Source organism: Pseudomonas sp. NPDC087336 (assembly GCF_044744285.1).
Classification (GTDB): domain Bacteria; phylum Pseudomonadota; class Gammaproteobacteria; order Pseudomonadales; family Pseudomonadaceae; genus Aquipseudomonas.
In genome coordinates, this window is record NZ_JBIUYA010000064.1 from 1 (window position 1) to 13,761 (window position 13,761).

Consider the following 13,761-nt stretch of genomic DNA (forward strand, 5'->3'; position numbering starts at 1 on the left):
TGAACAGACATAAAAAATCCGATACCAGAGGTCTGGTATCGGATTTTCTAGGAAGCCCAGCATGAGCTCAAATGCTTAAGTGAACAGCATTACGGCATGTCCGGGTTTTTTAATGCCTGGCTTTTACCGGGCTCACTGATTTCGCGCTTTGGCCTCGGCGGCCTTTGCCGCACGCAGTCGACGCACCTCTTTCGGATCCGCCAACAATGGCCGGTAAATCTCGATGCGATCGCCCGGCTCAACCAGACGACTTTCGGGATCGACGACCACCTTGCCGAAGATCCCCACCGGACACTGTGACAGGTCCAGCTCCGGAAAAGCCTGACCCATTCCAGACTTCAGCAACGCCGCGCGAACAGTGGTTCCCGCCGGCACTCTCACCATCAGGAGCTCCTGACGATCAACGGCGGCATAGACCACCTCGATCTCTATCATTGTCTCAACCATGCATTTGCTTGGCGCGCTGGCAGAACGCGTCCACCAGCGTATTGGCCGCCTGATTGAACAACGGCCCCAGGGTCGCGCGAACGATCGGGCCGGCGTAATCGAACGACAGGTCCAGGCTGATCTTGCAGGCCTTCTCACCCAACGGCTTGAACACCCACACGCCATGCAACTGAGTGAACGGCCCCTCTTCGAGGTTCATTTCGATCGACTGACCGGGCACCAAGGTGTTGCGCGTCACGAAATGCTGGCTGAGCCCACCCTTGGCCACGCCAACGCTCGCACGCATATGATCGGCAGAGCTTTCCAGGACTTCAGCCGATGAGCACCAAGGCAGGAATTCCGGATAACGCGCCACGTCGTTGACCAGGTCATACAGCGCCTGCGCGGGGTACGGCAGCAAGGCCGAACGTGAAATGTGTGTCGTCATGTCAGCGTCACTTCCAGAGCTGGGCGGCAAACACTATGAGAATGCCGATAGGCGCCACATAGCGCATCAAGAACAAGGACAAGGTGAACAACGCAGGGTTGCGGATCGACAATTCGTCGCGCACCGCTTCCCGGCCCATCACCCAGCCTGCAAACACCACGAAACACAAACCACCGAGTGGCAACATGATCCGCGAGGTGAAGAAATCGATCACGCCAAAGAAGTCCAGACCGCCCGCCGCACCCCATTGATAGAGGTGAAACAGCCCGTCTTCGCTCACGAAAAACTTGGCCTGCTTCCAGATATTGAAGGAAAACACCGTGCCCAGCCCGACAAACCAGCAACTGAATGCCAGCCAGAAGGTGACCCAGGCGCGGCTGATTTTCGAGCGCTCGACCAGGTAAGCCACCATGGGTTCGAGCAAGGATATGGCCGAACTCCAGGCTGCAATCGCGACCAGCACGAAGAACACTACGCCCATCAACTGGCCGAACGCTACGTTGCCAAAGGCAAATGGCAGGCTGACAAACATCAGGCCAGGGCCTTCGCTCGGGTTCAGACCGCCGGCAAACACAATCGGAAACAATGCCAGCCCCGCCACCAGGGATACAAAAGTATCCAGCAGCGCAACACCAACGATGGTTCCTGAAATCGACGAATGCTTGGGCATGTAGGCGCCGTAGATCATGATCGAACCGACCCCGACACTCAAAGAAAAGAAAGCATGCCCCATGGCCGGCAGCAAGCCGTCGAGGACCTTTTCCGGATGGAAGTCGAACATGAAATGTACGCCTTCCATGAAATGCCCGGTGGTCATGCTGTAGCCCAGTAGAACAAGCACCATCACGAACAGTAACGGCATCATGATGCGCAGGCTGCGCTCAAGCCCCGCGACCACGCCTTTGGCGATCACCACGGCAGACAGCAGCATGAAAATCGTGTGCCAAAGTGTCAGGCGCCAGGGATCGGCAATCACATTGCCAAAGTACGCCCCCACCTGATCGGGCGTCGCTCCCTGGAAGTCGCCACGCCCCATGTCAATGATGTAATCCAGCGACCAGCCGCCGACCACGCTGTAGAAAGACAGGATCAGCAGCGCCGTGATCATCCCGGCAAACGCCCCCCAGGACCATTTGCCCGAATGCCCCGCTTCCAGCGCCAGCACCTTCAAGGCGTTGGCCGGGCTCTGCCGGGCACGCCGGCCGATCAGGGTTTCCGCGAGCATGACAGGCACACCGATCAACGCGATACAAGCCAGGAACATCAGCACGAAGGCGCCGCCGCCGTAGACGCCAACCATGTAGGGAAATTTCCAGATACTACCCAGGCCCACGGCCGAACCGGTCGCGGCGAGTATGAAGACCCAGCGGCTAGCCCAACTGCCGTGGACAGAAACCTTGTCTGTCGACATTGATATTACGACCAAGCGTTCAAAAAAGAGGCCGCATTGTCCGGGATTCAATCAACCTGCTCAAGCATGTAGCAATCCCGTAGCCGACTCGCGTGCAACTCCCTATAATGCCGCCCCTATGGCTAAACAGAAGAAACACCCAACAGGGACCATCGCGCAAAATAAAAAGGCGCGACACGATTACTTCATCGAACATCGGTTCGAGGCTGGTCTGGTCCTGGCCGGCTGGGAAGTAAAAAGTCTGCGGGCAAGCAAGTTGCAACTGGTTGACAGTTACGTACTGCTCAAGGATGGCGAAGCCTGGCTGCTCGGCAGTCACATCACGCCCCTGACGACCGCCAGCACCCACGTCATCGCCGATCCGGTGCGCACGCGAAAGTTGCTGCTCAACCGGCGGGAGCTGGAAAAGCTCGCCGCTGCCGTGCAGCAAAAAGGCTACGCCTGCGTGTGCCTGTCCTGGTACTGGAGCAAGCACATGGTCAAGTGCGAAATTGCTCTGGGCAAGGGCAAGAAGGAATACGACAAGCGTGATACCGAGCGCGAACGCGACGCCGGCCGCGAGTTGCAGCGCGCGGTGCGCAACAAGGGCAAGGAAGATTAATTCCTTGCCCTGATCGTTCCCACGCTCTGCGCGGGAACGATCACCAACCGACTACATCCCTTTGCGCCGCTCCGCCCGAGCCACGCGTTGCACTTCCTGACGCACCTCCTCCAGCACTTCCTGCACATACAGAATGTGTCGACTGGAGACTTCGCGCGCCTGTTCCGCCCGACCTTCGATAATTGCCTGATACAACTCCCGATGCTGCGTAATCAGCATGTCGCGGGTCTCGGTGCGCTGCTTGTACATGCCGCCGATGTTGGTGACCACGTTGCGCTTGAGCAGGTCGAACAACCCACGAATGGTGTGCAGCAGCACCGCGTTATGACTGGCTTCGGCGATCGCCAGATGGAAATTTGCATCCGCCGCGCCCTCTTCCGCCCGACTGACTTCATCGTGACGCGAATAGCAGTCCAGCAGTTGATTGAACGCCGCGGTCAATCGCTCACGGTCAACGTCGGTGGCGCGTAATGCTGCGTAATAGGCGCAGGACGCCTCCAGCGTGTGGCGAAACTCCAGCAAGTCGCGCTGCGCTTCGGGATTGTTTTCCAGCAGATGCAACAGGGGATCACTGAACGTCGTGCCCAGGGACTCCACCACGTAATTGCCGCCACCTTGACGACTGACCAACAACCCCCTGGCGGTCAGTTTCTGAATAGCTTCCCGCAACGAAGGTCGGGAAACACCAAATTGTTCGGCCAACGTGCGTTCCGCCGGCAAGCGCTCACCCGCTTTCAGCGTGCCCTCGAGGATCATGCCCTCGAGCTGCTCGACAATATCGTCGGACAAACGGCGCTGCCGAATCTGATCAAACCCCATAACTCGATTTCTCCACCATCCCGACGGTGCGCCGGGGCTCTATTCTGGCCTATCCATGGGACGCAGGCACCTGCCACACGACCATTACCCGAACAGGCCAGATCCTCTGCAAAACGCTGACTACGACAAAAGTTTTAGGGCGGCAAATTGACACACCGCCTACAACGCTTTTACCCTAGCCAACAGCGATTGTAAATTGGTATTACCAATTAACCAAGAACGCTGATCAGTGCATTGACCAACAACAATTAGGGGCCACCCCATATGCAAACCTGGCAACAGCTCTACAGCCCGCTCGGCAGCCTCGGCCTGTCCGCACTCGCAGCCGTTATTCCCATCGTGTTCTTCTTCCTGGCCCTGGCCGTGTTCCGCCTCAAAGGACACGTGGCCGGCAGCATCACCCTGGCCTTGTCGATCCTGGTGGCAATCCTTGCCTTCAAGATGCCGGTCGACATGGCGTTCGCCGCCGCCGGGTATGGTTTCGCCTACGGCCTGTGGCCGATCGCCTGGATCATCGTGGCGGCCGTGTTCCTCTACAAACTGACGGTCAAGAGTGGCCAGTTCGAAGTCATCCGCAGCTCGGTGCTGTCGATCACCGACGACCAGCGCCTGCAGGTGTTGCTGATCGGTTTCTGCTTCGGTGCCTTCCTCGAAGGCGCGGCCGGTTTTGGCGCTCCGGTGGCGATTACTGCCGCGCTGCTGGTAGGCCTGGGCTTCAACCCGCTGTACGCCGCCGGCCTGTGCCTGATCGCGAACACCGCGCCGGTCGCCTTCGGCGCCCTGGGGATTCCAATCATCGTCGCCGGGCAAGTGACCGGCATCGACGCCTTCAAGATCGGCGCCATGACTGGCCGCCAACTGCCGCTGCTGTCGCTGTTCGTGCCGTTCTGGCTGGTGTTCATGATGGATGGCCTGCGCGGCGTGCGGGAAACCTGGCCGGCGGCGCTGGTCGCCGGTTTGAGCTTCGCCGTGACCCAGTACTTCACCTCGAACTTCATCGGCCCGGAACTGCCGGACATCACGTCGGCCCTCGCCAGCCTGATTTCCCTGACCCTGTTCCTGAAGGTCTGGCAGCCAAAACGCGCCGCCGGCCAACACATCGTCGGCGCCGTCTCGGCTTCCGTGGTCAGCGCCAGCGTCGGTGGTTTCGGCCAGAAGCGCACCACCGTGGCTTCGCCTTACAGCCTCGGGGAAATTTTCAAAGCCTGGTCGCCGTTCCTGATCCTGACCGTGCTGGTAACCATCTGGACGCTCAAGCCGTTCAAGGCGATGTTTGCCGCTGGCGGCTCGATGTACAGCTTCGTGTTCAACTTCGCCATCCCGCATCTGGACCAGATGGTGATCAAGGTGGCACCGATCGTGGCCGCGCCGACTGCACTCCCTGCGGTGTTCAAGCTTGACCCGATTTCCGCCACCGGCACCGCGATTTTCTTCTCGGCGCTGATCTCGATGCTGGTCCTGAACATCAACGTCAAAACTGGTCTTACCACTTTGAAAGAGACCTTCTACGAACTGCGCTGGCCGATCCTGTCCATCGGTATGGTGCTGGCCTTCGCATTCGTCACCAATTACTCGGGCATGTCGTCGACCATGGCCCTGGTCCTGGCTGGCACAGGCGCCGCCTTCCCGTTCTTCTCGCCGTTCCTCGGCTGGCTGGGTGTGTTCCTGACCGGCTCCGATACCTCGTCCAACGCACTGTTCAGTTCGTTGCAGGCAACCACCGCCCACCAGATCGGCGTCAACGACACCTTGCTGGTGGCGGCGAACACCAGCGGCGGCGTGACCGGCAAGATGATCTCGCCGCAATCGATCGCCGTGGCCTGCGCGGCAACTGGCCTGGTAGGCAAGGAATCGGACCTGTTCCGCTTCACCCTCAAGCACAGCCTGTTCTTTGCAACGATTGTCGGCCTGATCACTCTGGCCCAGGCCTACTGGTTCACCGGCATGCTGGTGCACTAAGCCCTACAAGCGACATGGAAAAAACAGACGCCGGGCCACGACCCTGGCGTCAGCTATTCACTACCCGGTCTGTAAGGCTGCTGAAAGAATCTCTCTCTATATTCAGCGGCCTCGACGGACGGGTAACCGGCCGAGAGACACGCCTGATGAGCGAGCTTTTTTACAACGCTGTGCCGAATGCGACCCGTGTCGCCCCGCCACTGCCCGAGCCTCGGCAATACCCCAGCGAGAAACCGCAACGGGTGTACCTGTTCGGGACCTGCGTAGTGGATCTGTTCTACCCGCAAGCCGGAATGGACGCGATCCACCTGCTGGAACGCGAGGGTATTCGTGTCGAGTACCCGCAAGGGCAAAGCTGCTGCGGTCAACCGGCCTACACCTCGGGCTACACCGAGCAGGCCAGGACCGTCGCGCGCTCGCAACTGGCGCTGTTCTGCGGGGATTATCCGGTGGTGGTGCCTTCGGGTTCCTGCGCGGGCATGTTGCGCGAACACTATGCCGACTTGTTCAAGGATGAGCCGGACACGTTGCAACAGGTCCAGGCCCTGGCGGCCAGGACCTATGAGCTGGCCGAGTTTCTGTTGTTTGTCTGCAAGGTGCAGTTCAAGGACAGCGGCACGCCAGTGAAGGTAGCGTTGCACACGTCGTGTTCGGCACGCCGTGAAATGAACACCCACCTGCACGGCCGCGAGCTGTTGTCGCAATTGAGCAACGTGGAACGGGTCGAGCACAGTCACGAAAGCGAATGCTGTGGCTTCGGTGGGACTTTCAGCGTCCGTATGCCGGACATTTCCGGCGCGATGGTGGCTGACAAGACGCGCTCGTTGAAGGAATCCGGCGCGCACCAGGTACTCAGTGCCGACTGCGGTTGCCTGATGAACATCAATGGCTCGCTGGAGAAACAGAAGGAAGCGCTGCGCGGTCAACACCTGGCCAGCTTCCTCTGGCAGCGTACCGGGGGTGCCCAATGAGTGCCGCCGAGATTATTCCTACGGTCGCCGTAGAAGAAGACTTCCGCACCCGGGCGCACGAGGCGCTGGGTGATGCGCAATTGCGAGGCAACTTTCGCAAGGCGATGGATTCACTGATGACCAAACGGGCAACGGCTTTTAGCGATGCCCATGAAAGAGAACATCTGCGAGCGCTGGGCAATGCTGTCCGCGCCCGCGCGTTATCGAAGTTGCCCGAGTTGCTCGAGCAACTTGAACAGAACCTGACCCGCAACGGTGTGACAGTGCACTGGGCGGAAACGGTGGACGAAGCCAATGGCATCGTCCTCTCGATCATCCGCGCTCACGAGGGGCGGCAAGTGATCAAGGGTAAATCGATGGTCAGCGAAGAGATGGAGATGAACCATGTCCTCGCTGAACAGGGCATTGAATGCCTGGAATCGGACATGGGCGAGTACATCGTCCAGCTCGACCACGAGAAACCTTCACACATAATCATGCCGGCGATCCACAAGAATGCCGGTCAGGTCGCGTCCTTGTTCCACGACAAACTTGGTGTGGAATACACCAAGGACGTTGACCAACTCATTCAGATCGGTCGCAGGGTCCTGCGGCAGAAATTCTTCGAAGCGGACATCGGCGTCTCCGGTGTCAACTTCGCCGTGGCCGAAACCGGCACCCTGCTGCTGGTGGAAAACGAAGGCAACGGTCGCATGACCACCACGGTGCCACCGGTGCACATCGCCGTCACCGGCATCGAGAAAGTCGTGGAGAACCTGCGCGACGTGGTGCCGCTGCTGTCGTTGCTGACCCGTTCGGCCTTGGGCATCCCGATCACCACCTACGTCAACATGATCTCCGGCCCGCGCAAGGAGCATGAGCTCGACGGCCCCCGGGAAGTGCACCTGGTCCTGCTCGACAACGGTCGCAGCCAGGCGTTTGCCGACAGCGAACTGCGCCAGACCCTGAACTGCATCCGCTGCGGCGCCTGCATGAATCATTGCCCGGTCTACACTCGAATCGGCGGCCATGCCTACGGCGAGGTCTACCCCGGCCCTATCGGAAAAATCATCACCCCGCACATGGTCGGCCTGGCGAAAGTCCCGGATCACCCGAGCGCCTCTTCGTTGTGCGGTGCCTGCGGCGAAGTGTGCCCGGTGAAAATCCCGATTCCTGCTTTGCTGCGCCGTTTGCGCGAAGAGAACGTCAAGGCGCCGGACAGCACGGATCAAGTGATGCGTGGCCAAGGCAGCAAGTACTCGCGCAAGGAACGATTCATCTGGAACGCCTGGGCCAGGCTCAACAGCTCACCGACGCTGTATCGCCTGTTCGCCTTGGCCGCAACTCGCCTGCGTGCCCTTACGCCGAGCAATGTCGGACCATGGACGCAGAACCACATTGCCCCGAAACCCGCCGCCCGCTCACTGCATGACATGGCTCGCGAGCATCTGGCCAAACAGGGAGATCGTTGATGAGCGCCAAGCAAAATATCCTCGCCAAGTTGCGCAAAAGTCTGACAGGCACCACCCCGGTGGCTGACAACTTCGACGTCGAGCTGGTGACGAAGCCCTACACCTACGCGCCAGATCAACGCATCCCGCAACTGCGCAAACTGATGGAAGCCGTGCACACGGAAATCCACCTGACTTCCGGTGAACACTGGCCGGCCTTGCTGGCAACACTGCTGCAAGATCGCCAGTTGCCCAGCCTGTTGATCGCCCCGACTACGCCGCACGGGCAACGTGTCACGCAGCACTGGGCGAAAAATCCCGGCCTGCCGGCGCTCAAGGCCTACGACCGCCCGGTTGAAGAATGGAAAGCAGAACTGTTCAACGACACCCCGGCGAGCCTGACCACCACCCTTGGCGCAATCGCCGCCACGGGCAGCCTGATTATCTGGCCGACGCGGGAAGAACCGCGTCTCATGAGCCTGGCGCCGCCGGTGCATTTCGCCCTGCTCAAGGCCAGTGAAATCCGCGATAACTTCTATCAGGTACAACAGGAATTCGAATGGGCCCAGGGCATGCCGACCAATGCCTTGCTGGTTTCCGGCCCGTCGAAAACCGCTGATATCGAACAAGTCCTGGCCTACGGTGCCCACGGCCCGAAAGACCTGGTGGTGTTGATCCTGGAGGACCAATGAGTCTACCGGCCGCTTTCCTGCGCGATGCGCAGCAACTGATTCCCCAGGAACGGCGTTTCGACGATCCGCTGTCGACGTTGGCCTTCGGCACCGACGCCAGCTTCTATCGACTGATTCCGCAACTGGTGATTCGCGTCGAGTCCGAAGACGAAGTGGTGGCGCTGCTACAACTGGCGCAGCGCGACCGGGTTCCCGTGACCTTCCGCGCCGCCGGCACCAGCCTGTCCGGGCAAGCCATCAGCGATTCGGTGTTGATCGTGCTTGGGGATAACTGGAACGGTCGCGAGATCCGCGGCCAGGGCACACAAATCCGCCTGCAACCGGGGGTGATCGGCGCGCAGGCCAATGCCTGGCTGGCACCGTTCGGGCGCAAGATCGGCCCGGACCCGGCGTCGATCAACGCCTGCAAAATCGGCGGCATCGTTGCCAACAATGCCAGCGGCATGTGCTGCGGCACGGCGCAAAACACCTATCACACCCTGGCAGGCATCCGCCTGGTGCTGGCCGACGGCAGCCGCCTCGATACCGAAGATGCTGCCAGCGTCGCGGCGTTTCGGGCCAGTCATGGCGACCTGCTGGAGCGTCTTGCGACCCTGGGCCGCGAGACCCGCGCCAATGCCGAACTGGCTGCGAAAATTCGCCACAAATATCGTCTGAAAAACACCACGGGGCTGTCACTCAACGCCCTGGTGGATTACGACGAGCCTGTGGATATCTTGAGCCACTTGCTGGTGGGTTCCGAAGGCACTCTGGGTTTCATCAGCGCGGTGACCTACGACACGGTGATCGATCACCCGAACAAGGCCTCGGCACTGATCGTATTCCCGGACGTGGAAACCTGCTGCAACGCCGTCACCGTGCTCAAAAGCCAACCGGTGTCAGCGGTAGAACTGCTGGACCGCCGCAGCCTGCGCTCGGTGCAGAACAAGCCCGGCATGCCCGCTTTCGTACAACAGCTGTCGAACAATGCCTGCGCCCTGCTGATCGAATCCCGCGCGGCATCTACCTCTTTGTTGCAGGAACAACTGGCGCAGATCATGGCGTCACTGTCCGCGTTCCCGGTAGAGAAACAAGTCGACTTCACCGAAGACCCGCTGGAAAACGCCCGGCTCTGGGCGATCCGCAAGGACACCTTCCCCGCCGTCGGCGCGGTGCGTAAAACCGGGACCACGGTGATCATCGAGGACGTGACCTTCCCGGTGGAACAACTGGCCATCGGTGTGAACCGGCTGATCGAGCTGTTCGACAAACATCACTACGACGAAGCGATCCTTTTCGGACATGCTCTGGAAGGCAATCTGCACTTCGTCTTCACCCAAGGCTTCAACAACCCACAAGAAGTCGCACGCTACCAGGCGTTCATGGACGACGTGGCGCAACTGGTGGCGGTTGAGTTCGGCGGTTCGCTCAAGGCCGAGCACGGCACCGGGCGCAACATGGCACCCTTCGTCGAGCTGGAATGGGGCAGCGATGCCTACCAGTTGATGTGGCAGCTCAAGCGCCTGCTCGACCCCAACGGCATACTCAATCCGGACGTGGTGCTCAGCGAAGACCCGCAGATCCACCTCAAGCACCTGAAACCGCTGCCGGCCGCCGACGAGATTGTGGATAAGTGCATCGAATGCGGCTTCTGCGAACCGGTCTGCCCTTCCAAAGGCCTGACCTTGAGCCCGCGCCAGCGCATCGTGATCTGGCGAGACATCCAGGCGAAGAAACGCGCCGGGATCGATACCCGCGAACTTGAGGCGGCCTATGAGTACCAGGGCATCGATACCTGTGCTGCCACCGGTCTTTGTGCGCAACGTTGCCCTGTGGGAATCAACACCGGCGAGCTGGTGAAAAAGCTTCGCGGCCTACACGCAACTCATACTAAAACCGCCTCTTGGCTTGAAGGCAATTTCGCCACGGCGCTGCAAGGTGCGCGCTTCACCCTGCACGTGGCCAACGGTGCGCGGATGTTGCTGGGTGCACCACGCCTGGCAAAATTATCGGCAACGCTGACCCGCTTGTCCAAAGGCCAGGTCCCACAATGGACCAACGCCATGCCGCAGCCGGAAAAAGCCATTCGCTTCAGCCCGTCGGTGACCGACGAACGCCCGCGCGTGGTGTACCTGGCAGCCTGCGTTTCACGGGCCATGGGCCCGGCGGCGGGCGACAAGGAGCAAATGTCGCTCTACGACAAGACCCGCGGCCTGCTGGAAAAAGCCGGTTATCAGGTGGTCTTCCCCGACAACCTGGACAACCTCTGCTGCGGCCAGCCGTTCGCTTCCAAGGGTTATGCAGAGCAAGCCGAACACAAACGCCAGGAGTTGATCGGCGCCCTGCTCCATGCCAGCCGTGGCGGGCTCGATCCGATCTATTGCGACACCAGCCCCTGCACGTTGCGCCTGACCCAGGACCTCGGCGATGTGCGCCTGGACCTGTACGACCCGGTACGTTTCATCCGCACGCACTTGATGGATCGACTGCATTTCACCCCGCAGGAAGCGCCCATCGCGGTGCATGTCACCTGCAGCACTCAGCATCTGGGCGAAAGCCAGGCGCTGATCGATCTGGCGCGCAAATGCAGCAAAAACGTGGTCATCCCCGAAGGCATCCACTGCTGCGGGTTTGCCGGTGACAAGGGCTTCACCACCCCCGAGCTGAATGCACATTCACTGCGCACCTTGAAGGATGCGGTGCAGTATTGCAGCGAAGGCATTTCCACCAGCCGCACCTGTGAGATCGGCTTGAGCCAGCATGGCGGGATCGATTATCACGGGCTGGTCTACCTGGTAGACCGCGTCACTCAAGCGCGCTCAGCCCTGTAGGAGCAAGCTTGCTCGCGATGGACGTCAACGATAACGCGTGCTTTCTGGATAAACGCGTTACCCCAAAATCCATCGCAAGCAAGCTCGCTCCTTTCTCCCCGCAAAATCGCAAAAAAAAACCGAATTCCTGCGCGCGGCTATAGTCATTTAGCTAGGCCCTGTGAAAGGGCTTATAACCACCTCGGCCAGCGGCCCCCTTCACCGGCAGCACCGAGCCCTCATGCGCAAGGAGATAACCATGAAGCACTCTGCAATTGCTGGATTGTTCATATCTGCAGCACTGTTGGCCTCGCCGGTGTTTGCGGCTGACGAGAATCTTTGTGACGGGAACATTGCCAAACTGAAAAACGCCATCACCACCGCGCCTGCCGTATCAGAGAGCTCTATGGATAACGCAGAAACCGCACTGAAGGATGCGGAAAAGGCCAAGGCAGCCGGTAACGAGAAAGACTGCATCGAGATCTCCGGTCAGATGCTGGAGAAAATTCAGCAGCGCAGCCCTACTAAAAAGTGAACACAGGCAAGGCCAACCTTCGGGTTGGCCTTCCGCGCCTCATTGGCGTACACTGTACTGGCTTGTTGCTCAACGAGGTTTTCGGGCAATGAGTTCGGGGCCGTTTAGGATTCGACGCCGGTTGCGAAACTTTAGGTGCATGCCGAGTTGGTAACAGAACTCGTAAATCCACTGTTGCAACTACTTATAGTTGCCAATGACGAAAACTACGGCCAGGAATTCGCTCTCGCTGCGTAAGCAGCCTTAGCCCTGAGCTTCTGGTACCTTCGGGTCCAGCAATCACCAGGGGATGTCTGTAAACCCAAAGTGATTGTCATATAGAACAGAATCGCCGTGCAGTACGTTGTGGACGAAGCGGCTAAAACTTACACAACTCGCCCAAAGCACCCTGCCCGTCGGGTCGCTGAGGGTTAACTTAATAGACACGGCTACGCATGTAGTACCGACAGCGGAGTACTGGCGGACGGGGGTTCAAATCCCCCCGGCTCCACCAAAATTACATCTAAAGACGTCCACGGACGTCTTTTTTTGTGCCTGAAAACCAGTAAATACGGGGCTTTCAGCTCCACCTGCGTCCATGGGCATCCATGAGCAGCCACGCTTTCTGGCATTCCAAATGGCATTCCAAGCCCATAAGTGCTAATTTTTGGAATGCCAAACCCATCCTGGAATACCAATGTGCGCACAAGCTACTCGCCTATCTGAGCTCAAAGTTAAATCTGCCAAGCCTTCTGAAAAGGACTACGTCTTGTTTGACGGTGGCGGCCTTCAAATGCGAGTGAGAAGCAATGGCTCTAAGCTGTGGAACTTCAACTATCGACATCCCGTGACGAAGAAGCGGATCAACATGGGCTTAGGTACCTTCCCTGAAGTCTCGTTAGCGCAGGCACGAAAGGGTTCCATTGCAGCGAGAGAAGTACTTGCCCAAGGCCTCGATCCTAAAGATCAACGAGATGCAGTGCTGCAAGCAAAGCAAGCTGAAACTGAGCACACATTTCAGAATGTTGCGACGTCCTGGTATGAACTGAAGAAGGATGCAGTGACACCAGCTTATGCCGAGGACATCTGGCGCTCGTTGACGTTGCACGTTTTCCCGGATTTGGGCACCACACCGATCTCAGCCATCAGCGCACCACAAGTCATCAACCTGCTTCGGCCACTCGAAACCAAAGGCAGTCTTGAAACAGTTAAACGGCTATCACAGCGACTCAACGAAATCATGACCTACGGGGTCAACTCGGGACTGATTCACGCAAACCCGCTTAGTGGGATTCGATCCGTCTTCAAGAAGCCGAAAAAGAAGAATATGGCGGCACTTGCTCCCGATGAGCTGAAAGAACTCATGGTGGCAATTGCCAATGCCAGCATAAAAAGGACCACTCGCTGCCTTATCGAATGGCAGCTCAACACCATGACCCGCCCAGCAGAGGCAGCCACCACTCGCTGGGAGGACATCGACTTCGAAAAGAAGATTTGGACGATTCCTGCTGAGCGCATGAAGAAACGCCGCATACATATCGTGCCGCTGACAGATCAAGCACTGGCGCTGCTGGAGGCAATCAAACCATACAGCGGACACCGGGAGTGCGGATTCTACGACACTTGGACACTCAGCCCACGATCATTTGGACACTCGTTCCATGCTCACTTGGACACCTGATCCACGTCCACTTGGACAGG

11 protein-coding genes, 1 other RNA gene and 1 pseudogene are annotated in these 13,761 nt (G+C 59.0%); 9 read left to right on the forward strand and 4 right to left on the reverse strand.

The window, feature by feature from the left end; translation table 11 throughout:
- Window positions 1–132: 132 nt before the first annotated feature.
- Genes ACIO0C_RS30945 through ACIO0C_RS30955 form a run of 3 tightly spaced genes read right to left on the reverse strand, consistent with a single transcriptional unit; the run spans window position 133 to window position 2,285 of the window.
- The gene (locus tag ACIO0C_RS30945; protein ID WP_401318285.1) at window positions 133–447 is read right to left on the reverse strand and encodes an RnfH family protein; all 315 of its coding nucleotides are present in this window, start codon (window positions 445–447) and stop codon (window positions 133–135) included.
- Entirely contained in the window at window positions 440–874 is a 435-nt protein-coding gene (locus tag ACIO0C_RS30950) for a type II toxin-antitoxin system RatA family toxin (RefSeq protein ID WP_401318287.1), read from the reverse strand. Before ACIO0C_RS30950 ends, ACIO0C_RS30945 begins: the two co-directional genes overlap by 8 nt.
- Before the next feature lie 7 nt (window positions 875–881).
- Window positions 882–2,285: a sodium-dependent transporter gene (locus ACIO0C_RS30955; RefSeq protein ID WP_401318289.1), complete on the reverse strand. Its 1,404-nt coding sequence runs from the start codon at window positions 2,283–2,285 to the stop codon at window positions 882–884.
- Window positions 2,286–2,403: 118 nt separating this feature from the next.
- Between ACIO0C_RS30955 and smpB the strand changes: the two genes are divergently transcribed.
- On the forward strand, window positions 2,404–2,886 hold the full coding sequence (smpB, locus tag ACIO0C_RS30960) for an SsrA-binding protein SmpB (protein WP_008057382.1): 483 nt from the start codon (window positions 2,404–2,406) through the stop codon (window positions 2,884–2,886).
- Between the two features lie 51 nt (window positions 2,887–2,937).
- On the opposite strand, the gene ACIO0C_RS30965 is transcribed toward smpB, so the two are convergent.
- Window positions 2,938–3,705 (reverse strand): FCD domain-containing protein, encoded by a 768-nt coding sequence (locus ACIO0C_RS30965; RefSeq protein WP_401318292.1) that lies wholly within the window; start codon window positions 3,703–3,705, stop codon window positions 2,938–2,940.
- Window positions 3,706–3,969: 264 nt separating this feature from the next.
- Here ACIO0C_RS30965 and ACIO0C_RS30970 point away from each other — a divergent pair, with 264 nt between their 5' ends.
- The 8 genes and pseudogenes from ACIO0C_RS30970 to ACIO0C_RS31005 all read left to right on the forward strand — a co-directional run.
- Window positions 3,970–5,664: a lactate permease LctP family transporter gene (locus ACIO0C_RS30970; protein ID WP_401318295.1), complete on the forward strand. Its 1,695-nt coding sequence runs from the start codon at window positions 3,970–3,972 to the stop codon at window positions 5,662–5,664.
- 146 nt (window positions 5,665–5,810) lie between these two features.
- Window positions 5,811–6,635 carry a (Fe-S)-binding protein gene (locus ACIO0C_RS30975; RefSeq protein WP_401318296.1) on the forward strand — a complete coding sequence of 275 codons (825 nt, stop codon included), beginning with the start codon at window positions 5,811–5,813 and terminating at the stop codon, window positions 6,633–6,635.
- Window positions 6,632–8,086 (forward strand): LutB/LldF family L-lactate oxidation iron-sulfur protein, encoded by a 1,455-nt coding sequence (locus ACIO0C_RS30980; RefSeq protein WP_401318298.1) that lies wholly within the window; start codon window positions 6,632–6,634, stop codon window positions 8,084–8,086. The genes ACIO0C_RS30975 and ACIO0C_RS30980 overlap by 4 nt, the downstream gene beginning before the upstream one ends.
- Window positions 8,086–8,757 (forward strand): lactate utilization protein C, encoded by a 672-nt coding sequence (locus ACIO0C_RS30985; RefSeq protein ID WP_401318300.1) that lies wholly within the window; start codon window positions 8,086–8,088, stop codon window positions 8,755–8,757. The genes ACIO0C_RS30980 and ACIO0C_RS30985 overlap by 1 nt, the downstream gene beginning before the upstream one ends.
- The gene (locus ACIO0C_RS30990; protein WP_401318303.1) at window positions 8,754–11,567 is read left to right on the forward strand and encodes an FAD-binding and (Fe-S)-binding domain-containing protein; all 2,814 of its coding nucleotides are present in this window, start codon (window positions 8,754–8,756) and stop codon (window positions 11,565–11,567) included. Before ACIO0C_RS30985 ends, ACIO0C_RS30990 begins: the two co-directional genes overlap by 4 nt.
- 238 nt (window positions 11,568–11,805) lie before the next feature.
- On the forward strand, window positions 11,806–12,081 hold the full coding sequence (locus tag ACIO0C_RS30995; RefSeq protein ID WP_274642405.1) for a hypothetical protein: 276 nt from the start codon (window positions 11,806–11,808) through the stop codon (window positions 12,079–12,081).
- 96 nt (window positions 12,082–12,177) lie between these two features.
- Window positions 12,178–12,574, forward strand: a transfer-messenger RNA (tmRNA) gene (gene ssrA, locus ACIO0C_RS31000).
- 183 nt (window positions 12,575–12,757) lie between these two features.
- Window positions 12,758–13,675 (forward strand): annotated as a pseudogene (locus tag ACIO0C_RS31005) (phage integrase central domain-containing protein); the annotation flags it as partial.
- Window positions 13,676–13,761 lie beyond the last annotated feature (86 nt).

Coding starts and splice junctions, on each gene's coding strand:
- ACIO0C_RS30945 (WP_401318285.1), bottom strand. CDS start 447: ATGGTTGAGACAATGATAGAGATCGAGGTGGTCTATGCCGCCGTTGAT.
- ACIO0C_RS30950 (WP_401318287.1), bottom strand. CDS start 874: ATGACGACACACATTTCACGTTCGGCCTTGCTGCCGTACCCCGCGCAG.
- ACIO0C_RS30955 (WP_401318289.1), bottom strand. CDS start 2,285: ATGTCGACAGACAAGGTTTCTGTCCACGGCAGTTGGGCTAGCCGCTGG.
- smpB (WP_008057382.1), top strand. CDS start 2,404: ATGGCTAAACAGAAGAAACACCCAACAGGGACCATCGCGCAAAATAAA.
- ACIO0C_RS30965 (WP_401318292.1), bottom strand. CDS start 3,705: ATGGGGTTTGATCAGATTCGGCAGCGCCGTTTGTCCGACGATATTGTC.
- ACIO0C_RS30970 (WP_401318295.1), top strand. CDS start 3,970: ATGCAAACCTGGCAACAGCTCTACAGCCCGCTCGGCAGCCTCGGCCTG.
- ACIO0C_RS30975 (WP_401318296.1), top strand. CDS start 5,811: ATGAGCGAGCTTTTTTACAACGCTGTGCCGAATGCGACCCGTGTCGCC.
- ACIO0C_RS30980 (WP_401318298.1), top strand. CDS start 6,632: ATGAGTGCCGCCGAGATTATTCCTACGGTCGCCGTAGAAGAAGACTTC.
- ACIO0C_RS30985 (WP_401318300.1), top strand. CDS start 8,086: ATGAGCGCCAAGCAAAATATCCTCGCCAAGTTGCGCAAAAGTCTGACA.
- ACIO0C_RS30990 (WP_401318303.1), top strand. CDS start 8,754: ATGAGTCTACCGGCCGCTTTCCTGCGCGATGCGCAGCAACTGATTCCC.
- ACIO0C_RS30995 (WP_274642405.1), top strand. CDS start 11,806: ATGAAGCACTCTGCAATTGCTGGATTGTTCATATCTGCAGCACTGTTG.